Source organism: Ferribacterium limneticum, assembly GCF_020510585.1.
Taxonomy (GTDB): Bacteria; Pseudomonadota; Gammaproteobacteria; order Burkholderiales; family Rhodocyclaceae; genus Azonexus.
The window spans coordinates 3,449,119-3,473,285 of record NZ_CP075190.1; the positions used below are offsets into that span (position 1 = coordinate 3,449,119).

Below are 24,167 nucleotides of genomic sequence, written 5' to 3' on the forward strand. Positions count from 1 at the left end.
CCTAAAACTCCGCGTACAGCCGGCCGGGGTTGAGAATGCCCTGCGGGTCGAAGGCTTTTTTGAGGCGGCGATGCAAGGCGAGCAAGGCTGGCGGCAACTCGGCGAATGCCCCGTCCAGACAGCGCAGCGATTCCGGCGCGCGGTAGAGCACGGCGTGGCCGCCGAGGCTGGCGGCGGCAACACGTACTGCCTGGTGATCGCCATCGACTTCGCCGGCATACCAGCGCAAAGCCCCGCCCCACTCGATGGCGCGCAGGCCGTCGAGTTCCGGACACGGCGCGGTCGATGGCAGCGCCAGTCGCCACAACGGGCTGGCAGCGAAGGCCGGATGCGTTTGCTCACGTATCGAATTCCAGTGTTTTTCCGGGTTGACCGTGGAATTGCCGCCGAGCTTGCTGGTAGCCGCCTCGACCGCCGCCCGCGCGCCGGAGAGGCGCAGCCAGAGCTGGCCGTCATGCCAGAAGGAAGCCGAAATCGGCAGCGGCTGGCCGCCCCAGTCGTTGAGTCGGCGAATGGCTTCGGTCGCATCGCACGCGAAAACCAGCGTCGTTTCGGCCACCGGCCTGGGCAGCACTTTGAGCGTGACTTCGGCGATGACACCCAGCGTGCCGAGACTACCGGCGATGAGACGCGAAACATCGTAGCCGGCAACGTTTTTCATAACCTGGCCACCGAAACTGAGCATCTGGCCGGTCCCGTCGACCAGCTTGACGCCGAGCACGAAGTCGCGCACGGCACCGGCCTGTTGCCGACGCGGGCCGGAGAGGCCGGCGGCGACGCAGCCGCCGACTGTGGCGCCAGCGAAATGTGGGGGTTCGAAGGCGAGCATCTGGCCCTTTTCGGCCAGCGTGGCCTCGACCTCGGCCAGCGGCGTGCCGCCTTTGGCCGTGATGTAGAGCTCGGTCGGCTCGTAGGCGACGATGCCGCAATGGCCGGAAACATCGAGAACTTCGCCGGCCAGCAGGCCACCGTAGAAATCCTTGCTGCCGGCGCCGCGGATGCGCAGCGGGGTGCGGCTTTCGCAAGCGGCTTTGACGGCGGAAACGATGGTGTCAAGCTGCATCAGAAGCGCTCCAACTCGGGGAATTTCACGTCGCCGTGATGGACGTGCATGCGGCCATATTCGGCGCAGCGGTGCAGGCTGGGCACAGCCTTGCCGGGATTGAGCAGGCCGGTTTCGTCGAAGGCGGCCTTGACGCGGTGGAAAGCTTCGATTTCCGGCGTCGCATATTGGACGCACATCTGGTTGATTTTCTCGATGCCGACACCGTGTTCACCGGTGATCGAACCGCCGAGCGCCACCGACAATTCGAGGATTTCGGCGCCGAAGGCTTCGGCTCGCTCCCAGTCGCCGGGCTGCGAAGCGTCGTACATGATGAGCGGATGCAGGTTGCCGTCGCCGGCGTGGAAGACGTTGGCGCAGCGCAGGCCGTATTTGGTTTCCATGGCGGCAATCGATGACAGCATTTCGGCCAGCCGCTTGCGCGGGATGGTGCCGTCCATGCAGTAATAGTCGGGCGTGATGCGGCCGACGGCGGGGAACGCCGCCTTGCGCCCGGCCCAGAAGCGCAGGCGCTCGGCTTCCGATTGCGAGACGCGGATTTCGTTGGCACCGGCGGCGTTGAGCACTTCGGTGACGCGAGCGATTTCCTCGGCGACTTCTTCCGGCGTGCCGTCCGACTCGCAGAGCAGAATGGCTTCGGCGTTCATGTCGTAGCCGGCTTTCACAAACGGTTCGACGGCGGCGGTGGCGGCCTTGTCCATCATTTCCAGCCCGGCCGGGATGATGCCGGCGGCGATGATCGCAGCGACAGCATCGCCAGCCTTGGCGACATCGGCGAACGAGGCCATGACGACCTGCGCCAGTTCGGGTTTGGGCACCAGCTTGACAGTAACTTCAGTGACGACGCCGAGCATACCTTCGGAGCCGATCAGCAGCGCCAGCAGGTCGTAGCCCGCGGCATCGGGCGCTTCGGAGCCGATCTCGAAGGCCTCGCCTTCGATGCTGACGACGCGGATGCGCAGGACGTTATGGACGGTCAGCCCGTATTTGAGGCAATGCACGCCGCCCGAGTTTTCGGCGACGTTGCCGCCCAGCGTGCAGGCGATTTGCGACGACGGGTCGGGCGCGTAGTAGAGGCCGTAGGGCGCCGCCGCTTCCGAGACAGCGAGGTTGCGCACGCCGGGCTGCACCACGGCGAGTCGCGCGGCGCGGTCGACACGCAAAATCTTGTTGAAACGGGCCAGCGACAAGACGACGCCCTGGGCATGCGGCATGGCGCCGCCGGACAATCCCGTGCCTGCCCCGCGCGCCACAACCGGCACGCCGAGGCTGTGGCAGGTACGCAGGATGTCAATGACCTGCGCCTCGGTTTCCGGCAGGCAGACGGCCAGCGGCAGTTCGCGGTAGGCGGTGAGGCCGTCGCATTCGTAGGGGCGCAGATCTTCTTCGCCGAGCAGCAGACAATGTGGTGGCAGGAACAGCCGCAGCCGCGCCGCAAGGGCGGCGAGGTCAGTCGAGAAGGCGGGATCGGGCGAGCTCATGGCGGTCATTCTACGAGGATGGCGCGAAAATCATTGACGTTGGTGCGCGTCGGGCCGGTGACCAGCAGGTCGCCGAGTTCGGAAAAGCAGGTCCACGCGTCGTTGTTGGCCAGCCGGGCGCGCAGGTCGAGTCCGGACGCCCGCGCCCGGGCCGGCGTCGTTGGGTCGATGAAGGCGCCGGCGTTGTCTTCGCTGCCGTCGATGCCGTCGGTGTCGGCGGCCAGGGCGTGAATGCCCGGCGCGCCGTCGAGCGCCAGGGCCAGGCTGAGCAGGAATTCGGTGTTGCGCCCGCCGTGGCCGTCGCCTTGCATCGTCACCGTCGTTTCGCCACCGGAGAGCAGGACGCAGGGCTTTTTGGCCGGAAAACCGTGTTGACCGCAGGAGCGCGCCACGCCGGCCATGACCTTGGCGACTTCGCGCGCCTCGCCTTCGATGGCATCGCCGAGGATGAGCGGCGTCATGCCGAGCCGTTGCGCCTCAACGGCGGCCGCTTCGAGCATCTGGCGCGGACTGGCGATGAGGCGGAATTCGCTGTTGGCCAGATGCGGATCGCCCGGCTTGGGCGTTTCCAGTTGGCCGGATTCGAGGTGAAGACGCAGATCGGAGGGAATGGCGATGTGGTGGAAATCGAGCACATTCAGCGCATCGGCGCAGGTCGTCGGATCGCCGACGGTCGGGCCGGAGGCGATGACAGCCGGGTCGTCGCCGGGCACGTCTGAAATGGCCAGGGTCAGCACCGAGGCCGGCCACGCGGCGGCGGCGAGGCGACCGCCCTTGAGGGCTGACAGATGTTTGCGCACACAGTTGATTTCGCCAATGCTCGCCCCCGAGCGCAGCAGCGCCGAGGTGAGCGCCCGCTTTTCGGCCAGCGTGACACCGGGCGCCGGGGCAGCAAGCAAGGCCGAGCCGCCACCGGAAATCAGGGCCAGCACGCGGTCTTCCACGGTCAACCGGGAAATTTGCGCAAAAATGGAAAGCGCTGCTGCCTCGCCGGCGGCGTCCGGGACCGGGTGTGCGGCTTCGATGATCTTGATCCGTTCGCACGGCACGCCGTGGCCGTAGCGCGTGACGACCGTTCCTTCGAGCGGCCCGGACCAATGTTGCTCGACGGCCCGCGCCATGGCGGCCGAGGCTTTGCCGGCGCCGATGACGATGAGTCGGCCGCCATCGTCAGGCGGCAGATGGGTCGGCACGCACAAGGCCGGATCGGCCGCAGCAATGGCGGAGTCGAACAGGCGGCGCAGGATGTCGCGCGGAGTCACCTAGGCATCCAGCCGAGGCCGGCTTCGGTCGTCGTCAGCGGCTTGTATTCGCAGCCGACCCAGCCGGCGTAGCCGAGTCGGTCGAGCTGATCGAACAGAAACAGGTAGTTGATTTCGCCAGTACCCGGTTCGTGGCGACCCGGGTTGTCGGCGATCTGGATGTGGCCGATGCGCCCGAGATTGGCTTCGATGGTCCGCGCCAAGTCGCCCTGAATGATCTGCGCGTGATAGAGATCGAGTTGCAGTTTGACGTTGGGGCGGTCAATGGCGTCGAGCAGCCGGAGCGCTTTGTTCACATCGTCCAGCCAGTAGCCCGGCATGTCGAGGCGGCTGTTGATCGGCTCGATCATCACCGTCGCGCCGACGGTGGCAAAACGGTCGGCAGCAAATTGCAGGTTGGCGACGTAAGTCACTTCCAGTTCCACCTCGCCAACGCCAGCGGGACGAAGCCCGGCCATGCAATGCACCCGTTCGCAGTCGAGGACCATCGCGTAATTTAGCGCCTGCTCGACACTTTCGGCAAATTCGCCCTGGCGGTGCGGCAAACAGGCCAGGCCGCGCTCGCCGGCGGCCCAGTCGCCGGGCGGCAGATTGAACAGCACCTGCTCGACAGCGGCCGCCTTGAGCCATTCCGCGACGTCATGGGCCGGCCAGTCGTAGGGAAAAAGATACTCGACGCCCTGAAAACCGGCCGCCGCCGCCCGCTGGAAACGCTCCGGGAACGGTAGGTCGGTAAATAAAAAACTGAGATTGGCAGCGAACTGGGGCATAAGGATGGCTGTCTGTAGTGCGGAGCAAAAGTATAATCTGCACTGACTCTGGAGAAAGCACCGTGAACGACACCGAACATGAACGCAAGGGCAACCGCCTGTCGAAGATCGTCACCCGCACCGGCGACGCCGGCACGACCGGCCTTGGCGATGGCAGCCGGACGACCAAGGACAGCCTGCGCATCGACGCCATCGGCGAGGTCGATGAGCTCAACTCCGGTCTCGGCGTGCTGCTCTGCGAAGACATGCCGGAAGCCATGCGCGCCGCCCTGCTCGATGTCCAGAACGACCTTTTCGACCTCGGCGGCGAACTTTGCCTGCCCGGCATGGAAGTCATGAAGGACGCCCAGGTCGCCCGTCTCGAAGCGCAGGCCGAGGCCTTCAACGCCGACCTGCCGATGCTCAAGGAATTCATCCTGCCCGGCGGCACCCGCGCCGCCGCGCTCGCCCACCTGAGCCGCACCGTCTGCCGCCGCGCCGAACGGGCCATGGTCCGCCTGCACGGCGCCGAGCCGCTGTCCGAAGCCGCCCGCCGCTACATCAACCGCCTGTCCGACCTGCTCTTCATCCTCGGCCGCGCCCTCAACCGGGCCGGCGGCCGCGGCGATGTGCTCTGGCAAAAGGGCAAAAATGCTGCGTAAAACTCCCCGGCACCTGCCGCCCCCCCGCACCACCCCGGGTTGAGCCGTGTACCGCGTCAAGACAACCTATCGTACCGGCACCGACCGCCCGATCATCGAGCACGGCCCCTGGCACGACTCACGCAAGGTCGCCGAGCACTGGGCCGACCAACTGCGCATCGCCGGCTACGCCGTCAGCATCGAGAGCCAGAACATCCATACCGGCGGCGGTGGCGATGACGACAATGCCGACCTCGCCGCGGCGCTGGCCGGGATGGCCTGAGCGGGCGGCGCTAGGCGGCCGAGATATTTCGGTTTTGCTGGTTTTTTCCGGTTGACCGTGGGATTGAATACCTAGATCCACTGATTTTCATAAATCGTTCTGCGCAAGGCGCGCACAGAGAAGAAAGCCATTTCTTCCAGTTCGCGCTCAATGGCTTTAGGATTCGCAAGAAGCTCCTCGTCTTCCCAAGGGCAGTCGACATGCACCCACTTGTTTCGATACTTCCTTAAAGTGTGAAGATCAGCCTTCAAGTCGGGATCAATTCCGGCTTGGTTAATTAACTAAACCAAGCGCTCCTTTTTGGTTATCGAATGCTCTGATCGGAGATATGTCTCGATGCCGGAAACGGCAGTAAGTATCGCCGCTAAATGTGCCCCACCTGCGAATGCAGTATCAGCATCCCGGACGATAAAAGAGCACCATTCCGAAAGAATGACCCCACCCCCGAGTAATTCACTGTCAAGAGCGATGAGATGTGCCCAGCGTTCGTCTTCAGTCATGCTGACTACAGCATAAGGACAGGGCGTTCCCATGTCGACTGGGCGCGTCGTTTGCCGGCTTTCCCATCCCCGGAAAACGAGTGCCGCTTTTTTCTGCGCAGACTGTTTTCTCATGTTCCAAGGTGTAACGCCGGCACTTGTCGAGTGGCGTAACATCGGAAAAAACTCAAACCCGCCAGGAGACTAGCCGATGAATCCCCTTGAATTCAGCACCCTCGCCGTCACGCTGGTCGATCACATTGCCGAGGTTCGCCTCAACCGGCCAGACAAGTCGAATGCGATGAACGAGGCGATGTGGCAGGAAATCCGTCAGGCTTTCGAATGGGTAGATGCCACGCCGGAGGCACGCGTCGCCATCCTGAGCGGCGAAGGGAAAAACTTCTGCGCCGGGATCGACCTCGCGATGCTCGGCAGCATCCAGCAACAGATTGCTCACGCCGATGGCGCCCGCAGTCGCGAAACCTTGCGTCGGCTAATTCTCGACCTGCAGGATTGCCTGAGCAGCATCGAACGCTGCCGCAAACCGGTGCTCGCTGCCATCCAGGGCGCCTGCGTCGGTGGGGCGCTTGATCTCGTTACCTGTTGCGACATGCGCTACGTGGCACCGGATGCGGTTTTTTCGATCAAGGAAATCGATCTCGGCATGGTGGCCGACGTTGGCACGCTGCAACGCCTGCCGCGCCTGATTGGCGAAGGGATGACGCGGGAACTGGCGTACACCGGCCGCACTGTGGACGCCGATGAAGCGGAAAAGCTCGGCCTGATCAATTTCAAATTTGGCGATTTTTCCCGGTTGACCGTGGAAGTGCGCAAAATCGCCCAAACCATCGCCGCCAAGTCGCCCCTGGCCATTCGCGGCAGCAAGGACGTGCTGAATTTCAGCCGCGATCACTCTGTCGCCGACGGCCTCAATTACGTCGCCGGCTGGAATGCGGCGATGCTGCTCTCGGCCGACCTTGACGAATGCATCGCCGCCCAGCGCGAGAAGCGGGCGGCGCAGTTCGGGGACTGATTCCTTCCCGCAACACAGCGGCGATCCGCGCTTCCGAAACTTGGCATTTGAATATCCCGATGTGCTGACCTAATCTAGAAACAGCCGCATGCGCCCGGCCATGCGTCATTTATTCCGGGCAAAAACCATCGGCCACGACTTTCGACATCCAACTGGAGACATCAGCGCTCCGTCATTGTTTGAAAAGGAACTGGAAATGGCAAGCAAACCCGAAAAGAATCCGAAGGACGCCACCCCCATTGCCGCCCTCCCGGCCGAACCGGCCTATCCCCGAATCTGTTTTGAACGCATCATTCCCGATGAGCTCGACTCCGAACGCCCGGCCCGCCAAGCCTTGCGCGAGTACATGCTAGCCGGCAGGAAGGGCAAGCTGAGTGCCGAAGAAGTGGCCAGTGCCGCCCGGATGGCGGTCATCAGGACCAAGAAGTGGCCGGCCGGTACGACGCTGCGCTGCCTGTTCCTCGACGGCAGCACGACGATGAAGCGGAAGGTCCGGACCTACGCCCACCAATGGGAAAAGCACGCCAATATCAAGCTCAAGTTCGTCACCAAGGCGCCGGCTGAAATCCGTATCTCCTTCTACGCCGATGCCGGATCGTGGTCCGCAGTTGGGCGCGATGCCCTGAACCAGGCTTATTTCCCGCTGCATCAGCCGACCATGAACTATGGCTGGCTACGCGACAAGACGCCGGACGACGAATATTCACGCGTCGTCCTGCACGAATTCGGCCACGCACTGGGCTGCATCCATGAACACCAGACGCCGACCTTCAGTCGCAAATGGGATACCAAGGCGGTGATGAAGTACTTCCAGGGCCCGCCCAACTATTGGACAGAGGACGCGATCAAATACAACGTCCTGCAAAAATACTCGCCAACCGGCATCGCCGCGACGGCGTTCGATCCCAAGTCAATCATGCTCTATGCTTTCGACGGCGCCCTGTTCGCCGACGGCAAGGGGCCGACCAACAGCAACACGAAGTTCTCGGCAGACGACATCAAGATGATCGGGACGATGTACCCGAAATAGCCATTTCAATTTTGGCGATTTTTTCGGGTTGACCATGGAAGCGCCGTTTTGAGGGTCTAGAAGCTCACCATGAAAAAAGCCCGTTCGGCTGACGCCGATCGGGCTTCTTCATATGACGGCGTGAAGTACGACTAGTTGCCGATGCGACAATTGTTTATTCGGCAGCCTCCGCTACCCGGCGCGCCCGAACTGCCGCAGCCAGCCGATCCAGTACGGTCACGCTGTCTTCCCAGTTGATGCAGGCATCGGTCACGCTCTGGCCGTAGGTCAGCGGCTTGTCCGGGACGATGTCCTGGCGGCCTTCGACCAGGTGGGATTCGACCATGACGCCGACGATGCGGTCTTCGCCGGCGGTCAGCTGGGCGGCAACACTGTCGCAGACTTCCATTTGCAGCTTGAATTGCTTGCGGCTGTTGCCGTGTGAAAAATCGACCATGAGCCGGGCAGCGAGGCCGGACTTGGCGATTTCGGTACACGCGGCATCGACGCTGGCGGCGTCGTAATTCGGTTCCTTGCCGCCGCGCAGGATGACGTGGCAATCCTCGTTGCCGGTCGTCGACACGATGGCGGTGTGGCCGGACTTGGTCACCGACAGGAAATGGTGCGGCGAGTTGGCCGAGCGGATGGCGTCGACTGCGATGCGCATGTTGCCGTCAGTACCGTTCTTGAAGCCGACCGGGCAGGACAGACCGGAAGCCAGCTCACGATGCACCTGCGACTCGGTGGTACGGGCGCCAATGGCGCCCCATGAAATGAGGTCAGCCGTATATTGCGGCGTGATGGTGTCGAGAAACTCGGTGGCGCAGGGCAGGTCGAGCTCGTTAATCTCCAACAGAATGCGCCGTGCCAGACGCAGGCCTTCGTTGATGCGGAAGGTGTTGTCGAGGCGAGGATCGTTGATCAAGCCTTTCCAGCCGACCGTGGTGCGCGGCTTTTCGAAATAGACACGCATGACGACGATGAGGTCTTCGGCGTATTTCTCGGCTTCCTTGGCCAGTTTTTTGGCGTAATCGATGGCCAGGTCGTGGTCGTGAATCGAGCAGGGACCGATGACCACCAGCAGGCGGTCGTCGGCGCCATGCAGGACGCGATGAATCGCCTGACGGGCGGCATAGGTTGTTTGGGCGGCGCGGGTGGACACCGGGTATTCCCGGAAAACGTGGGCCGGCGGCACCAGTTCTTTGATTTCCTTGATGCGCAGGTCGTCGGTATTCGGTTTGCTCGTTTGCGTGCTATGCGGCGTCATGGCCAGCCTCATCCAAAAATGCTGAAAACCCGGCATTCTACCGGATGCCCATGGAAGATTTCGTTCTGGCCGCCTTGAACCAGCGGCAAACAGCCTGTTTTGATTACTTCGGCAGCTTCTCGTAGAGGCCGACCACCCCTTCCATCTCTTCAAGGATGCGTTCGCTCGTCGTCGCCACGGCCAGTTGTGCCCGCTTGTCACCGCCGGTTTTCTGATTGAGAGCGCTCTCGAAGAAAATCCACTGCTGCTTGACGAGGCCGAGGCTGTCGTTGATCAGACCAGTATTGGCCGGAGCCCCGCCCAGTTCCTGCAGCGCCTCGCTGAAATCCTTGCGCGCCTTGCCCAGATTGGCGCCAGCGCCACTGTCGGCAATGCCCCACGAAGCGGCCTGGTAATATTTGGCCATACGCTGCGACAACATGCGCTGGCGCCCCGAGACGTTGACCAGACGGCCGGCGTTCGAGCCTGATTTCTTTTCCAGCTGGACGGTGGCCTGATGCGCCAGTTCCAGCACCTCTTCGGAAATAGCCAGCACTTTTCGCCCGTTTTCCGGCGACGGCGTCGCCCCCACCAGCACATCCTTGTAGGCCAGCCAGGACTTTTCGAGCTTGAGGTAGGTTTCCTTGATTTCCGGTGTCGGCGCGTAGTTCTTCAACTCGACGAGTTGCCGGTCGAAGACAGCAATGGAGCCATCAAGAATCTTCCTGCTCCGGTCGACGTCGATTTGTTGGCCAATCTGGAAATAGGCCTTGGCCATGCGCTGCGACAGCATCCGTTGCCGACCGGCCTTGTTGATCGCCGAATTGATGTCGCTGATCTGCGCCTGCGCCTCATGGCCGGCCAGGCTAAGGAAAAATGCGAGCAATGCTGACAACAGGGTCTTCACGAGGCCTCCCGGGATGGCTTTTTCGAGCCAAGAGGATAGCCGCGGCGTTTACCGCAGGACCATGATACGAATCAACAATGTCACACGACGGTAAATCCGTCGCTCAGGGCATCTGCGTCAGGTAGTTGGCAATGGCCGTGATGTCTTCGTTCTTGAGCGGGGCCGTGGCAATCGCCATGAGCTGATTGTTACGCACGCCGGTCATGTCGCGATAGCGGGTGATCGAGCTTTTGAGGTATGGCACTTTTTGCCCGGCGAGACGGGGAAACAGCTCGTTGCCGCGCGCCTGTTCGCCATGGCAGCGAACGCACAGCTTGGCGAACAGCTCCTTGCCGCGCGGCACCTGGCTGTTGTCGGCGATGGATGGCGGCACCTTGATGCTGGCGTAGTAGTGGGCGACCTGAATGCGCTCTTCTTCCTTGAGCACCTTGATCAGGCCTTGCATGAACTGATCCTTGCGCTCGCCGGCACCGAACTTGCGGATCTGTTCGAGCAGGTAGGCCGGGTTCTGGCCGGCCAGGTTGGGCACGTCGGGGGTCTTGCTGATGCCCTCTTCACCGTGGCAATTGGCGCAGAAAAAAGTGGCCTTCTTGCCGGCATCGATCGCCGCACGCAAGGCGACCGGATCGGCACTGAGAGACTTCAGGCGCTCCTGGGCAGGACCTCCCGGAACAGCGGACTGAGCGAACACCGAAGCAGACAGCAAGCAGCCTGCGAGAAAAAGCAACGCGCGCATCAAAATACCCCCACAAAATGTGCCGGTATTATGCCGTTCCACCCACCGTCAGTCCATCAATACGCAAAGTGGGTTGTCCGACACCGACCGGAACGCTCTGTCCATCCTTGCCGCAGGTGCCGACACCGGGGTCGAGTTTGAGGTCATTGCCGATCATCGAAACGCGGGTCAGCGCGTCCGGGCCGTTGCCGATCAGCGTCGCGCCCTTGATCGGGCGGGTCACCTTGCCGTCTTCGATGAGGTAGGCCTCGCTCATCGAAAAGACAAACTTGCCGCTCGTGATATCGACCTGACCACCGCCGAAATTGGCGGCGTAGATGCCCTTCTTGACCGACTTGATGATTTCCGCCGGATCGTGCTTGCCGGCCAGCATCATGGTGTTGGTCATGCGCGGAATGGGCAGGTGGGCGAAGGATTCGCGCCGGCCGTTGCCGGTCGGGGCGACACCCATGAGGCGGGCGTTCAGGCTGTCCTGCAGATAGCCCTTGAGGATGCCGTCCTCGATCAGCACGGTGCGCTGCGTCGTGTTGCCTTCGTCGTCGATGTTGAGCGAACCGCGGCGGTCGACAATCGTGCCGTCGTCGATGACGGTGACGCCCTCGGCGGCAACGCGCTGGCCAACCCGGCCGGAGAAGGCCGAACTGCCCTTGCGGTTGAAGTCGCCTTCGAGCCCGTGGCCGACGGCTTCATGCAACAGGATGCCGGGCCAGCCGGCACCGAGTACGACGGTCATCTGGCCGGCCGGGGCCGGATCGGCGTGGAGGTTGGTGACGGCCTGATGGACGGCTTCCTTGGCGTAGCGCTGGAGGACTTCGTCGTCGAAATAGCCGAAATCGAACCGGCCGCCGCCGCCCGACGAGCCCTGCTCGCGCTTGCCGTTTTCTTCGATGATGACCGAGATCGAGCAGCGCACCAGCGGCCGGATGTCGGCGGCCAGACGGCCATCGGAGCCGGCGACGAGGACCACTTCGTATTCGCCGGCGAGCGAGGCCATGACTTGCAGGACGCGCGGATCGAGCGCCCGGGCAAAGCCTTCAAGGCGTTCGAGCAACTTGACCTTGGCTTCGGCCGGCAGGGAGGCAATCGGGTCGTTCGGGACGTACAGCGACCTTGCCACGGTCGACGGGAAAAATTGGCCAAAATTGGAATTCTGCCCGGTCGCGGCAATCGCCCGCACGGCGTTGGCGGCATCGCCGAGCGCCTGCGAACTGATATCGTCGGAATAGGCAAAGGCCGTTTTCTCGCCCGAGATGGCGCGCACGCCGACGCCCTGGTCGATGTTGAAGCTGCCCGACTTGACGATGCCTTCGTCGAGACTCCACGCCTCGGAGCGCGAGTACTGGAAATAGAGATCGGCGTAATCGACCTGATGCGTCAGGATCTGGCCGAAGGTTCGCGACAGGTCTCCTTCGGTGAGCGAGAAGGGGGCCAGCAGCAGGGATTCGGCCTGGGCCAACGCGCTGTTTTGAGTCATGAATGCTTCCTTAAAGTTTACGGTGGGCAAGCGCCGGCAGGCTCTCGCGAATTTCGGCAAGTCGCTGGTGATTGAGGTCGGCGATAACGACGCCCGGCCCCTTCAATTTGCGGTCGAGAATCTCGCCCCACGGGTCGATGATCATGCTGTTACCGTGCGTCATGCGACCATTTTCATTGCGCCCGCCCTGTCCGACAGCGAGAAGATAACACTGGTTCTCGATGGCCCGGGCGCGCAGCAAAATTTCCCAGTGCGCCTTGCCCGTCGTTTCGGTGAAGGCGGCCGGCACGAGGATCAGGTCAACCGGCGCCAAGGCCCGGTACAACTCGGGAAAGCGCAGGTCGTAGCAGATCGACAGGGCGACCTTGCCGAACGGCGTGTCGACTGCGACGGGTTGGTCGCCCGGCTCAATGAAGCTGGCCTCATCGTAGGACTCCTCGCCTTTCTTGAAGCCGAACAGGTGGATCTTGTCGTAACGCGCGACGCATTCGCCAGCCGGGTTGAAGACCAGGCTGGCATTGCGCATCCTGTCCGAACGGCTGGCGGTCAACGGGATCGAACCGGCAAAAATCCAGATGCCGTGGCGCTGCGCCGTCTCGGCCAGCCAGGACTGGACAGGACCGGCGCCAAAATCCTCGCGCGCCCGGACGCGGTCGGCATCGACCGCACCGATGATGGGAAAATATTCAGGCAGCACGACCAGTTGGGCGCCCTGCGTGACAGCCTCGTCGATCAGCCGGCCGGCCGTCGCCAGATTGTCGGCCACGCGAGGCCCGGAAATCATCTGCACGGCGGCGATACGGCAATTCTGCTTGCTCAAGGCTTGCTCTCCATGGGGTTGCTGTCCTCTTCCAACGTTGCTTCAGGCTTGGCCTCGGGTGTCGACTCCCCGGCCTTGTCGACCTTCGGATCGGCCCAGGTGCCGGTCACATGATAGCGGTAGCTGAACAGGCGGTTGAGCGGTTTTCGCAGCACCGTGTTGGCGACCAGCGCCGCTGCCCCCACCACTGGATTGACCAGCGCCGCCGCGCCGACGGCTGCCAGCCCGCCCAGTTCCGGACGGACGACCACCTGCAAATCCTGCGTTTCAGCCTTGAGATCGGTTTCGCCCTGCATTTCGATCTGCGCCGATGGCCCGGAGATACGCAGCGGCTCGATGGTGCGCATGATGCCCTTGCGAATCGACAGCTTGCTGTCGATGCTGTCGAAAGCCAGTCCGTCACTGAAAATATCGCGAAAATCCAGGGTCAGTCGGCGCGGCAGCGATTGCAGCGAAATCAGCCCGAGCAGCTTGCCGACGCCCGGTTCGAGCTTGTTGAACTGGCCTTTTTCGGCCTCGACATTGAGTTGTCCGGTCAGCGACGGGTAGTGAATGCCGGTCAGCGGCCCGTTCCATTGCAGGTCACCAGTCATTTTTGCCTTGCCGCGGCGCATCGTATCGGCGTAGCCAAGGCGGTCGAGCAATTTGCCGGCATCCTTGGCGTTCAATTCAAAATCCAGCCGCGTTTGATGACGCCCGGCATTGACCCACACCCCCTTGCCCTTCAAACCACCATCCGGGTTCTCAAGGCTCAGCGTATCGAGGTGCCACGCCCCCTTGTCGTTGCGCGCCTTCAGTTCGAGCCGGCCCAGCGCCTTCTCGCCGAGGTAGAAATCATCGACCGTCAGGCTCATCCCGGGCAACGTATTGATCAGCGACGAGGCGCCTTCGGCTGCCTCCGCCGCCGGCCGCACCACGAGGCGCTTGAAGTTGCCCTCAACCCAGCCCTCGCCGGCGCTCTTCCAGAACACCTCACCAACTGCCTCGCGGGTATTCAGGCCGATCTGCCAGCCGCCATCACGTGGTCGCAGGCTGACATCAACCTGGTTGTAATCGCGGTCAAAGAGGTGCAATTGTGGCGTTTTCAGCGTCACGATATTGAGCGCCAGACCGCCACCATCGGCACCGCCGGCCGCCCCCTCGGGCAGGAAATTCTTCCAGGCATCGGCATCGATGCGCGACGTCGCCACGCGCACCGCCAAGCCCTTGTCCGGCAAACGCGGCTCGGCATCGCCAACAGCAAAGACGCCGCGCTCCCAGCTCTCGCCCTTGCGCACGATCAAGCCCTGGGCCACCTTGCCGAGCGTGATCCGGTATTGCTCGCGCTGGGCATCCGGCGCCGTCCGCTCAATGCGCAGGGCGAGCGGCATCGTCGCGTTCTTGTTCAAGGGGTCGGGCAGCGGTGAACTGATGCCAATCAGGTCGGATTCGACCACCACATCGGCATTGCGCCGACGGATGCCGATGTCCGCCTTCCACGCGGCATTGCCGCTCAAATGGTTGATCAGCGGCCAGCCGAAATACTTGCTGACCTCGCCGATACTGGCCGTGCCGGTAGCTACCACACCAACCTTGCCGTCGGCGCTCTTCACCTGGACCTTGAGCGGCCCACCAAAAACCTGGCCGGCGATATCCTTTGCCGACACGGTATTTTCGGTTAGCAACAGGCGCCCATTGACCTGCGTCAGCATCGGCAAGCCGGCCAGCGGCTGCAACTGGTTATTCTGGAAACGATAGTCGCCGCGCACCTTGGTATCGAGCGCATGGCGCAGCGGAATATCCAGCTCGAGATTCAGGCTGCCGTTGCCAATCGCCTTCATGCCATCGGTGAAGCGATCGATCTGCTCGGCCACCGGGCTCTGCTCGATGAAACGGAAGAACTCGCTGGTCGGCCCCTGGGCGATGCCGCGGACCAGCAACATCTCTTCGTGCGATTCGAAATCCGGGATGTCGACTTTCACATCTGCCAGTGAGGCACCCAGGATGCGGCCCTTGTTAGCCTTGATCCGCATGCCGGTATCGAAGCTCATGTCGGCATCGATATCGTCGATGACCGGCCAGCCGTCGGCGTAATCGACCTTGGCGCCGGTCGCCTTGGCGGTGACGATGAACCTGCCGCCCTTGCCGTCGCGGAACGGAAAATCCTTGAGGTTGCCCTTGAGAATGAGCTTGCCGTCGTAGCCGCGGCCACCGACGATGCCGCGCCGTATCCAGTTGCGGGCGCCGGCATTGACGGCGTGTGGCATGTAGCGCCAGACCGCAGTCCCTTCGCCACGTTCGACGCTGGCCGTCAGATCGACTTCGCCCGGACCGTCGCCGGTGTAGCGATACGTCCCCTGGGCCGAGCCGGCGGCATCCGGACCGGCGAATTCGAGTTTTTCCAGCTTGATATCGGTCCCTTGCGGCGAATTTTTCCAGCTCGCCTTGGCCTTCAGCGCGTCGAGCGCGATGTCCGGCTCAGGGAAAATGGCCGGCAGGGACAGGCTGGAAACGCCGGAATCCAGTCTCAGGTCACCGCCTTTTTCCGTCAGATCGATCGACCCTGAAACGCCCCCGGCGCCAGGAAAAATGCCGGCGGCCTCGATCCCCATGTCGCGGAAACCGGCCTTCAGGCTGTAGCGTTTCAGTGTCTCGCCCGCCAGCGACCAGCTGGCCTTCAATTCGGTAATCTGGCCCTGCGGCCGATGGCGGATCAGCAGTTCGCGGCTCTGCGCGTCGAGCGGCAAATAGGACGCCAGACGGCCGAGCGCCGCCAGATCGAGAAAACTGGCGCTGGCATTGCCGTTGACCGCAGCACCCGCCGGGTCCAGTCGCCAATCAACCTTGAAATCGGTCGGCGCGATGCGGATGCCATCCTGCGTTTGCAGTTCGACCTTGTGGCCGACAACCGCCCATTCATCGGCCTTGTAGCGCCCTTCGAGACGGCCGCGCATGCTGGCCAGCTCAAGTTCGGGCAGCTTGCGGCCGAGGCGGATGTGCAATTCTTCGAGCGCCACATCGGCCGTCAGCTTGCCGGCACCATCGTCGAGATCGCCCCAGACGCGCAAGGCGCCGCGGCCCTGCGGCAAATTGACCGGGTAATCGACCCAGGCACGCCAGCCAGCCAGATCGGCATAATCGAGTTCGACAAAAATCTGCCCGGACAAATGCTCGAGCGCCTCGCCGAGGTCGCCCTTGACCTCGCCACGGATATCGACGCGGGCCGCCAGTTCATCGGGTGGCGCTGCCGACAGGCCGAAACGATGGCGCCGGCCGCTGTTGTCGAGGGCGAACTGGAGGTCTTCGAGGACCAGCGGCGGCGCCTTGCGCAGCCGGTCGTCCCAGACAATCGTCGCATCACGGATGCGAATGCGCTTCTGTTCGAGCACCCACTCGCCAAAGGCCGGGTCGCTCTCGCCCTCGGCGTCAACGCCGGCCACCGTAATCTTGCCGTTGGCATCGCGCCGGACATGCAGCACCGGACCATCGAAAGCCAGCAGGGCCAGCGTTGGCCGCAGGCGCCACAAGGTCTGCCACGACAGCACACCCTCGACCCGGGTCAGCGAGAAAGCCGGAGCGCCCTGACGGTCGGCAATCACCACGTCATTGAGCACCAGATCCGGATTCAGCCCCTGCCAGCGCGCCTCGATGCGGCCGATCTTGACCGGCAGCCCGACGGCGCGCGTCGCTGCCTGCTCGATCTCGTTCTGGTATTGGCTGATCTGGGGCAAGACCGCATAGCGCAGGGCCAGCACCAGGATGACAAAAGCCAGCCAGGCAGCGAACAGCCCCCAGCCCAGAACGCGAATGGCGCGGCTGGCGAGCAGGGGCCACAGCCAATGCAGCCGGTGATACAGCGCAATTCGCAGATCGGACGGAATTACTGGGGGATTTCGCGGCAACGGCTCACTCACGCGTCGAACCGCTTTGCCAGAGGGGGGAATAGATCACTACAATCGGGGACTGAATAAAAGCGACATTCTACCTTTTCGGCCAAGCTGCCGACGGACCATCATGGACACCACCCTCGATCCCCGCTGGCAAGCGGCTGTACACCACAGCCGTTACCTCGCCAATTTGCTGCAGGCGCACCCGGAACTGATTCCCGAACTGCACACCACCTGGCTGCAGCCACTCAGCGAAGCCATGCTGCTGGCGCCGCTGCAACAGGAATTTGTCGACGACGACGCCGTTAAATCTGCCCTGCGCCGCCTGCGCCACCGCGCCATGGCCCATCTTGCCCTGCGCGACTTGGGCGGACTGGCGCCGCTGGCCGAAATCGTCGAATGCATGACCCTGCTTGCCGACGTGACGACCAATTTCGCGCTTGAGCACTATCACCGCCAGCTCGTCGCCAGCTACGGCGAACCGCTCGACAAGACCGGTCAGCCGCAGCGCCTGCTGATCATCGGCATGGGCAAGCTGGGCGGGCGCGAACTCAATGTGTCGTCCGACGTCGACTACATTTTTATCTACCCGGAAGACGGCGACACGGCCGGCCCGAAGAGCATCGAGAACTTCGATTTCTTCACCCGTCTCGGCAAGCGCATCATCGGCGCGCTTGGCGATTTGACGGCTGACGGCCAGGTTTTCCGCGTCGACATGCGCCTGCGGCCGAATGGCGACTCCGGCCCGCTGGTCTGTTCGCTCGACGCGCTGGAAAATTACTTCATTACCCAGGGCCGCGAATGGGAGCGCTACGCCTGGATCAAGGGCCGCACCATGAATGCCGGCGAGAATCTGCAGCCGAACTGGGTGACGGCCATGCAGAAAGTCGCCCGGCCCTTCGTTTTCCGCAAATATCTCGACTTCGGCGCCATCAATGCCATGCGCGACCTGCACGCCCAGATCAGCCGCGAAGTGGCGCGCAAGGACATGGCCGACCACGTCAAGCTCGGCCCCGGTGGCATCCGCGAAATCGAGTTCATGGCCCAGGTATTCCAGCTCATCCGCGGTGGCCGCGACCCGGCGCTGCAGATCCGGCCGACGCTTTCCGTGCTCAAGCTGCTCGTCGACCGCAAGCTGATCCCGGCCGAAACCGAAAACGAGTTGCGCGAAGCCTACGTCTTCCTGCGTCGTCTCGAGCACCGGCTGCAATACGTCGAGGACAAGCAGACGCACATGCTGCCGATCGACGCCGAGAATCGGCAAAATATCGCCGTCAGCATGGATTTCCCGGACTGGCCGGCCATGTTGGCCGTGCTCGACAGTCACCGCGAAAAGGTCAGCCAGCATTTCGGCGCCATCTTCTCCGACCCGGAAGCCGGCGAGCACCCGCTGACCGGCCTGTGGCAAGGCCAGCTCGATGAGGACACGGCAATCGAAGCCTTCGGCAATCTCGGCTACCGCCACCCGAAGGAAGCCATCGCCCGCTTGGCCGAACTGCGCGCCGCCAGCCGTTACCTGCAACTGCCGGCGACCAACCGGGCCCGCCTCGACGCCGTTGGTCCGCGCCTGATCGAGGCGGCCGGCGCGACGCCCGCCCCCGATACAACACTGGCCCGCGGCCTCAACTTCCTCGAAGGCATCGCCCGCCGCGGTGCCTATCTGGCGCTGTTGCAGCAATACCCGATGGCGCTGCGCCGGGTCGCCGACATGATCTGCGCCTCGAACTGGGCGGCCGATTACCTGAACCGCCACCCGCTGCTCCTCGACGAACTGCTCGACCCGCGCCTCTATGAAATCGCCACCAACTGGGCCGGCTTTCGCGAAATCCTGCGCGACAACCTGGCCCAGCACATCGACGACACCGAGCGCGAAATGGACATCCTGCGCGAAATGCACCACGGCCAGGTGTTCCGGCTGCTGGCGCAGGATCTGGCCGGATTGCAGACCATCGAACGCCTGTCCGACCACCTGACCGAACTGGCCGACACCATTGTCCAGGAAACCCTGCCGCTGGTCTGGGCCAAGATCAGGAATCGCCATTGCGCCACACCGAAATTCGCCGTCATCGGTTACGGCAAGATGGGCGGCAAGGAGCTCGGCTACGCCTCCGACCTCGACCTCGTCTATCTCTATGACGACGACGATCAGGACGCCCCGGAAAACTACGCCCGGCTCGGTCAGCGCCTGAACTCCTGGCTGTCCAGCCAGACGCCGGCCGGCATCCTGTTCGAAACCGACCTGCGCCTGCGCCCGAATGGCGAATCCGGCCTGCTTGCCGTTTCGGTCGACTCCTTCCGCGACTACGAACTCAAAAATGCCTGGACCTGGGAGCATCAGGCCCTGACGCGGGCCCGCTTCTGCGCCGGCGACCCGGCCGTCGGCCAGCGTTTCGAGGAAATCCGTTGCGAAATCCTGCGCCTGCCGCGCGATCTGGCCAAGCTCAAGGAAGAAGTCGTCGCCATGCGCCAGAAAATGGTCGACGCGCACGGCTCGAAGAGCGACACACTGTTTGGCCTCAAGCACGATCCGGGCGGCATCATCGATGTCGAATTCATCGTCCAGTACCTGATCCTCGGCTATTCGCACCTGCACGCCAGCCTGACCGGCAATCTCGGCAACATCGCCCTGCTCCGCATGGCCGGAGAACTGGGCTTGATCGACCCGCAACAGGCCGAAGCGGCCGGCAACGCCTATCGCGAATACCGTCGACTGCAACACGCCAAGCGCCTGTCGGCCTTTCCCAAGGCGCCGATTCCGCGCGAGGAGGTGGAAAAGCACATCGCCGCCGTCCGCCGGCTGTGGGTGGCGGTTTTCGGTAATTGAGGGGCGCCATGGCCATTTCAATTTTGGCCATTTTTCCCGGTTGACCGTAGCAATCGGCTGCCACCATCAGGCCATGAAAAAAGGCCGCACCCGGCGGCCTTGATCGGGGCGAAAAGCGCTTATTTCTTCAGCGAATCGCGAATCTCGCGCAGCAGCATGACGTCTTCCGGCGTCGGCGGGGCTTCGGGCGCGGCAGCCGGCTCTTCGTTACGCAGACGGTTCAGCTGCTTGACCATCATGAAGATGATGAAAGCCAGAATAATGAAGTTGACCAGGATGGTCAGGAAGGAACCGTAGGCAAAGACCGGAATGCCCGCCTTCTTGATTTCGGCGAGGGCAACGAGGTTGTTCGGGTTGTCACCGAGGACGAAGAACAGGTTGGAGAAATCGAGTTTGCCGACGACGCGGCTGACCAACGGCATGATCAGGTCGCCGACGATGGAATCGACAATCTTGCCGAAGGCGCCGCCGATGATGACGCCGACCGCCAGATCCATCGCGTTGCCCTTGACGGCGAATTCCTTGAATTCCTGGACCATTCCCATTTTTCTCTCCTTGCTATGTTTTGGTCGGCCGATTATTCGCTTTGTGGCGCGCGCCGGTCAAGCGATTTTCATAACTTCAGCTTTCCTTACAAAGCTTTACAGAACCGCTCGGCAGCGGCCTTCAGCGTACTTTCCGGCAGGCTATGAAAGCATGTTTCTCTGCAGAAGATAGATGCCGGCGCCGGCAAAATAGCCAACCAGGGCCAAGCCGCTGATCTTCTTCACGTACCAGAAGAAGTGGATTTTTTCGAGGCCCATGGCGGCCACACCGGCGGCGGAGCCAATGATCAGGATGGAGCCGCCCGTGCCGGCGCAGTAGGCCATGAATTGCCAGAGGAAATGGTCAGGCGGGAAGTTCGTCAGGCTGTACATGCCCATCGAGGCGGCAACCAGGGGCACGTTGTCGACAATCGCGCTGACCAGGCCGATGATCAGAACGATGACGTCCTGCCGCCCGACTGTCTCGTCCAGCCATTGGGCCAAGGAGGTCAGGATATGCGTATGTTCCAGCGTGGCGACTGAAAGCAGAATGCCGATGAAAAAGACGAGCGAACTCATGTCGATCTTGCTCAGGGCATGGGCCAGGGTGAAATGGACCTTGAATTCGTCTTCCTTGTGCCGATGGACCAGATCGCCGACCAGCCAGAGAAGCCCCAAACCGAACAGGATGCCCATGAATGGCGGCAGGTGCGTAATCGTCTTGAAGGCGGGAACGGCGACCAGAATGCCGAGCCCCATGAAGAACATCAGGTTGCGCTCAAACTCCGTCGTACCTAGCCCATGGTCGCTTTCGACCAGATCCGGACTGACCACCTCGCGCCCGCGCAATACGTAGGCGGTAATTCCCATCGGCACAATCATGCTGACCAAGGCTGGCAACAGCACCGCCTTCATAATCGCCAGCGAGGTGATCTGGCCGCCAATCCACAGCATCGTCGTTGTCACGTCGCCAATCGGTGACCAGGCACCGCCGGAATTGGCTGCGATAACGATGATCCCGGCGAAGAAAAGGCGGTCATCGTGCTTGGCCAGCAGCTTGCGCATGAGGGAGATCATCACGATGGTCGTCGTCAGGTTGTCGAGAATCGCGCTCAGGAAGAAGGTGACGAAGCCGACCAGCCACATCAGCGACGACAATTTGGTCGTCCTGATCCGTTTGGTGATGACCTCGAAGCCGTTATGCGCGTCGACGACCTCGACGATGGTCATGGCGCCCATCAGGAAAAACACGATCTGGGCCGTGCCGGTCAGCGACTCGCCCAGTTGCTCCGTCAGCAGGTGCGTATCACCCAGCGAGAGGGCATAGACCGTCCACAGCAAGCCGGCGCCAATCAAGGCCGAAGCCGATTTATTGACCTTGAGCGGATGTTCCAGCGCGATGGCGGCGTAAGCGACGACAAAAATGACGACGATGGTGGCTAGCATGCAAAACCTCAGCGGGATTGGACTCTGGCGTGACTCATTTAGCCCGCCCCGGTCAAATTGGGCTAACAAGTTAGCGCAACTGACGACTAAAATAAATTCGATTTATTTCCCGAAACAATACGACTTTCTCGATGAATTGACTGCGCCGTGAACCACAAGCATCTGTTCTATTTCTGGAAGGTGGCCAAGGCCGGCAGCATTGCCCGGGCCGCCGAGGCAATCAATGTCACGCCACAAACCTTGAGCGGTCAGATCGGGCTGCTGGAAAGCAGCCTGGGGACCGAGCTGTTTGCCCGCCAGGGGCGCTCCATCGTCCTGACCGAAGCCGGCAAAATGGCCCTCGAGTACGCCGACGAACTGTTCGCCCTGAGCGCCGAACTGGAAGTGATGATCAAGCACCATCCGAAGGGGCGACCGGCCGAATTCCGTGTCGGCGTCTCCGATGCGGTGCCGAAATCCCTTGCCTGCTCGTTGCTCCAGCCTGCCATCCATGGCGAACAGTCGACGCGCATCGTGTGCCGCGAATGGCAACTGGACCGTTTGCTTGCCCAGTTGGCGGTGCATGAACTCGACATGGTCATTTCGGATGCTCCGGTGCCACCGGGCTTCAGCGTTCGTGCCTATAACCATCGCCTGCTCGATTCGGGTATTTCATTTTTGGCAGCCAGGCGCCTGATCGCTGAAACGCCGCCCGAGTTTCCGGCTTGCCTCAACGAACTACCCTTGCTTTTACCGGGGGAAGATTCAACCGTCAGAACGAACCTTCTGCCCTGGCTGGAAAGAGAGCGCATCCGGGCGCGGGTCGTCGGCGTATTCGATGACACCGCCTTGATGGCGGCGTTCGGCAAGGCAGGCGTTGGTGCCTTTCCGGTTCCCACCATTGCCGAAGACGAATTTCTCACCTCGGGCGAACTGGCCGTTATCGGGCGAACCACCGATGTTCAGGTCAGCTACTTCGCCATTTCGGTCGAACGGCGCCTGACCCACCCGAGCGTTCTGGCGGTCACCCAGTCAGCGCAGCGTATCGGTTTGCCAGTCGGCGAATAGGCTGCTTTTCAATTTTGGCCATTTTTTACGCTTTGCGTAGTAAACCCGGTTGACCGTAGGAACGGTCAAATGCGCCAAGGTGAACTCACGGAAAGGCTTTGCCCAGCCTTTCCGCCGCCGCCTTCAGCGTACTTTCCTGTTTGGCGAAACAGAAGCGGACAACGCGATCATCGCGCCCATCGGCATAAAAAACCGAGACCGGAATGACGGCAACGCCGACTTCGCGTGTCATCCATTCGGCAAATTCCCGGTCGGGCAAATCCGAAATGCGGTCGTAGCGCGCCAGCTGAAAATAGGTGCCGCGACAGGGCAGCAGTTCGAATGGCGTGGCCGCCAGCAACTGGCGGAAAAAGTCGCGTTTTTCCTGATAGAAGGCAGCCAGCCGCAGATGGCGGTCAGCGTCCTGCATGTATTCGGCGAGCGCCAGTTGCGACGGGGTATGCACGGTGAACACGTTGAACTGGTGCACCTTGCGGAACTCGGCCATGAGTTCGGCCGGGCCGACGACGTAGCCAATTTTCCAGCCCGTGATGTGATAGGTCTTGCCGAAGCTCGACACGACGATGCTGCGCGCTGCCAGCTCGGGATGGGCGCACAGGCTGGCGTGCTGCTCGCCGTCGAACAGGATGTGCTCGTAGACCTCGTCGGAGAGCACGACGATGTTGGTGCCTGCTATCAATTTTGCGAGTTTTTCCCGGTCGACCGTGGACAACAGGCTACCCGTCGGGTTGTGCGGCGAATTGACGATGATCATCCGCGTTTTCGGCGTGATGAGTTGCGCCACCTGCTCCCAGTCCGGCACGTAATCGGGAAAGCTCAGTTGGGCGTAAACCGCCGTGCCACCGACCGTTTCGATGGCCGGCACGTAGGAATCGTAGACCGGTTCGAAGACGATCACCTCGTCGCCCGGCCGCACGAAGGCGGCGATGGCCGTGAAGATGGCCTGCGTCGCCCCGGCCGTCACGGTGACCTCCGACTCGACGTCGTAGCGCACGCCGTAGAGCGCCGCCACCTTGTCGACGATGGCCTGGCGCAACTCCGGCATGCCGGCCATCGGCGCGTACTGGTTGCGCCCGGCCAGCATGTGGCGATGCACGACATCGAACAGCGCCGGCTCGGCCTGAAAATCCGGGAAACCCTGCGACAGGTTGACCGCGCCGCACTCGGCTGCGAGGCGACTCATGACGGTGAAGATGGTCGTCCCCATGTTCGGGAAGCGGGAGTCGATGCGAACAGGAGTTTCCATGGTGCTGGCGAGTGTTTTGGAAGTTGGCACT

At 62.4% G+C, this 24,167-nt stretch carries 20 protein-coding genes; 6 read left to right on the plus strand and 14 right to left on the minus strand.

Annotation, left to right across the window (positions count from 1 at the left end; translation table 11 throughout):
- Window position 1 precedes the first annotated feature (1 nt).
- Genes glcE through hyi form a run of 4 tightly spaced genes read right to left on the minus strand, consistent with a single transcriptional unit; the run spans window position 2 to window position 4,576 of the window.
- Window positions 2-1,063 carry a glycolate oxidase subunit GlcE gene (gene glcE / locus KI613_RS16480; RefSeq protein WP_226401347.1) on the minus strand — a complete coding sequence of 354 codons (1,062 nt, stop codon included), beginning with the start codon at window positions 1,061-1,063 and terminating at the stop codon, window positions 2-4.
- The gene (locus KI613_RS16485) at window positions 1,063-2,544 is read right to left on the minus strand and encodes an FAD-linked oxidase C-terminal domain-containing protein (RefSeq protein ID WP_226401348.1); all 1,482 of its coding nucleotides are present in this window, start codon (window positions 2,542-2,544) and stop codon (window positions 1,063-1,065) included. Before KI613_RS16485 ends, glcE begins: the two co-directional genes overlap by 1 nt.
- Before the next feature lie 5 nt (window positions 2,545-2,549).
- Window positions 2,550-3,806 carry a glycerate kinase type-2 family protein gene (locus KI613_RS16490; protein ID WP_226401349.1) on the minus strand — a complete coding sequence of 419 codons (1,257 nt, stop codon included), beginning with the start codon at window positions 3,804-3,806 and terminating at the stop codon, window positions 2,550-2,552.
- A complete protein-coding gene (gene hyi / locus KI613_RS16495) occupies window positions 3,803-4,576 on the minus strand; it encodes a hydroxypyruvate isomerase (RefSeq protein ID WP_226401350.1) in 774 nt (257 codons plus the stop codon). Before hyi ends, KI613_RS16490 begins: the two co-directional genes overlap by 4 nt.
- A gap of 62 nt (window positions 4,577-4,638) precedes the next feature.
- On the opposite strand from hyi, the gene KI613_RS16500 reads away from it, so the two are divergent.
- Window positions 4,639-5,217 (plus strand): cob(I)yrinic acid a,c-diamide adenosyltransferase, encoded by a 579-nt coding sequence (locus tag KI613_RS16500; protein WP_226401352.1) that lies wholly within the window; start codon window positions 4,639-4,641, stop codon window positions 5,215-5,217.
- 46 nt (window positions 5,218-5,263) lie between these two features.
- A complete protein-coding gene (locus KI613_RS16505) occupies window positions 5,264-5,479 on the plus strand; it encodes a hypothetical protein (protein ID WP_226401354.1) in 216 nt (71 codons plus the stop codon).
- A gap of 71 nt (window positions 5,480-5,550) precedes the next feature.
- Here the strand turns inward: KI613_RS16505 and KI613_RS16510 are convergent, their stop codons facing one another.
- Window positions 5,551-5,730 (minus strand): hypothetical protein, encoded by a 180-nt coding sequence (locus KI613_RS16510; RefSeq protein WP_226401356.1) that lies wholly within the window; start codon window positions 5,728-5,730, stop codon window positions 5,551-5,553.
- A 439-nt stretch (window positions 5,731-6,169) separates the two neighbouring features.
- Here KI613_RS16510 and KI613_RS16515 point away from each other — a divergent pair, with 439 nt between their 5' ends.
- Window positions 6,170-6,991: a crotonase/enoyl-CoA hydratase family protein gene (locus tag KI613_RS16515; RefSeq protein WP_226401358.1), complete on the plus strand. Its 822-nt coding sequence runs from the start codon at window positions 6,170-6,172 to the stop codon at window positions 6,989-6,991.
- Window positions 6,992-7,187: 196 nt separating this feature from the next.
- Entirely contained in the window at window positions 7,188-8,021 is an 834-nt protein-coding gene (locus KI613_RS16520; protein ID WP_226401360.1) for a M12 family metallopeptidase, read from the plus strand.
- Window positions 8,022-8,175: 154 nt separating this feature from the next.
- Here the strand turns inward: KI613_RS16520 and aroG are convergent, their stop codons facing one another.
- The 6 genes from aroG to KI613_RS16550 all read right to left on the minus strand — a co-directional run bounded on the left by aroG (window position 8,176) and on the right by KI613_RS16550 (window position 17,064).
- The gene (gene aroG, locus KI613_RS16525; protein WP_226401362.1) at window positions 8,176-9,267 is read right to left on the minus strand and encodes a 3-deoxy-7-phosphoheptulonate synthase AroG; all 1,092 of its coding nucleotides are present in this window, start codon (window positions 9,265-9,267) and stop codon (window positions 8,176-8,178) included.
- Between the two features lie 103 nt (window positions 9,268-9,370).
- The gene (locus KI613_RS16530) at window positions 9,371-10,153 is read right to left on the minus strand and encodes a type IV pili methyl-accepting chemotaxis transducer N-terminal domain-containing protein (protein ID WP_226401364.1); all 783 of its coding nucleotides are present in this window, start codon (window positions 10,151-10,153) and stop codon (window positions 9,371-9,373) included.
- A 103-nt stretch (window positions 10,154-10,256) separates the two neighbouring features.
- Window positions 10,257-10,889: a c-type cytochrome gene (locus tag KI613_RS16535; protein ID WP_226401366.1), complete on the minus strand. Its 633-nt coding sequence runs from the start codon at window positions 10,887-10,889 to the stop codon at window positions 10,257-10,259.
- 28 nt (window positions 10,890-10,917) lie between these two features.
- Window positions 10,918-12,363, minus strand: coding sequence for a metalloprotease TldD (tldD, locus tag KI613_RS16540; RefSeq protein WP_226401368.1), 1,446 nt, complete (start codon window positions 12,361-12,363; stop codon window positions 10,918-10,920).
- Between the two features lie 10 nt (window positions 12,364-12,373).
- Complete coding sequence (locus KI613_RS16545; protein WP_226401370.1) at window positions 12,374-13,183, minus strand: carbon-nitrogen hydrolase family protein; 810 nt, start codon at window positions 13,181-13,183, stop codon at window positions 12,374-12,376.
- Complete coding sequence (locus KI613_RS16550; protein ID WP_226401372.1) at window positions 13,180-17,064, minus strand: YhdP family protein; 3,885 nt, start codon at window positions 17,062-17,064, stop codon at window positions 13,180-13,182. The genes KI613_RS16545 and KI613_RS16550 overlap by 4 nt, the downstream gene beginning before the upstream one ends.
- Before the next feature lie 112 nt (window positions 17,065-17,176).
- On the opposite strand from KI613_RS16550, the gene glnE reads away from it, so the two are divergent.
- Window positions 17,177-19,873, plus strand: coding sequence for a bifunctional [glutamate--ammonia ligase]-adenylyl-L-tyrosine phosphorylase/[glutamate--ammonia-ligase] adenylyltransferase (gene glnE, locus KI613_RS16555; RefSeq protein ID WP_226401374.1), 2,697 nt, complete (start codon window positions 17,177-17,179; stop codon window positions 19,871-19,873).
- Window positions 19,874-19,992: 119 nt separating this feature from the next.
- Here the strand turns inward: glnE and mscL are convergent, their stop codons facing one another.
- The gene (gene mscL / locus KI613_RS16560) at window positions 19,993-20,418 is read right to left on the minus strand and encodes a large conductance mechanosensitive channel protein MscL (protein WP_226401377.1); all 426 of its coding nucleotides are present in this window, start codon (window positions 20,416-20,418) and stop codon (window positions 19,993-19,995) included.
- Window positions 20,419-20,559: 141 nt separating this feature from the next.
- Window positions 20,560-21,843: a sodium:proton antiporter NhaD gene (nhaD, locus tag KI613_RS16565; protein ID WP_226401379.1), complete on the minus strand. Its 1,284-nt coding sequence runs from the start codon at window positions 21,841-21,843 to the stop codon at window positions 20,560-20,562.
- Window positions 21,844-21,990: 147 nt separating this feature from the next.
- On the opposite strand from nhaD, the gene nhaR reads away from it, so the two are divergent.
- The gene (gene nhaR / locus KI613_RS16570; RefSeq protein ID WP_226401381.1) at window positions 21,991-22,890 is read left to right on the plus strand and encodes a transcriptional activator NhaR; all 900 of its coding nucleotides are present in this window, start codon (window positions 21,991-21,993) and stop codon (window positions 22,888-22,890) included.
- Window positions 22,891-22,975: 85 nt separating this feature from the next.
- Here nhaR and KI613_RS16575 read toward each other — a convergent pair whose 3' ends face one another.
- The gene (locus tag KI613_RS16575) at window positions 22,976-24,136 is read right to left on the minus strand and encodes a pyridoxal phosphate-dependent aminotransferase (RefSeq protein ID WP_226401383.1); all 1,161 of its coding nucleotides are present in this window, start codon (window positions 24,134-24,136) and stop codon (window positions 22,976-22,978) included.
- Window positions 24,137-24,167 lie beyond the last annotated feature (31 nt).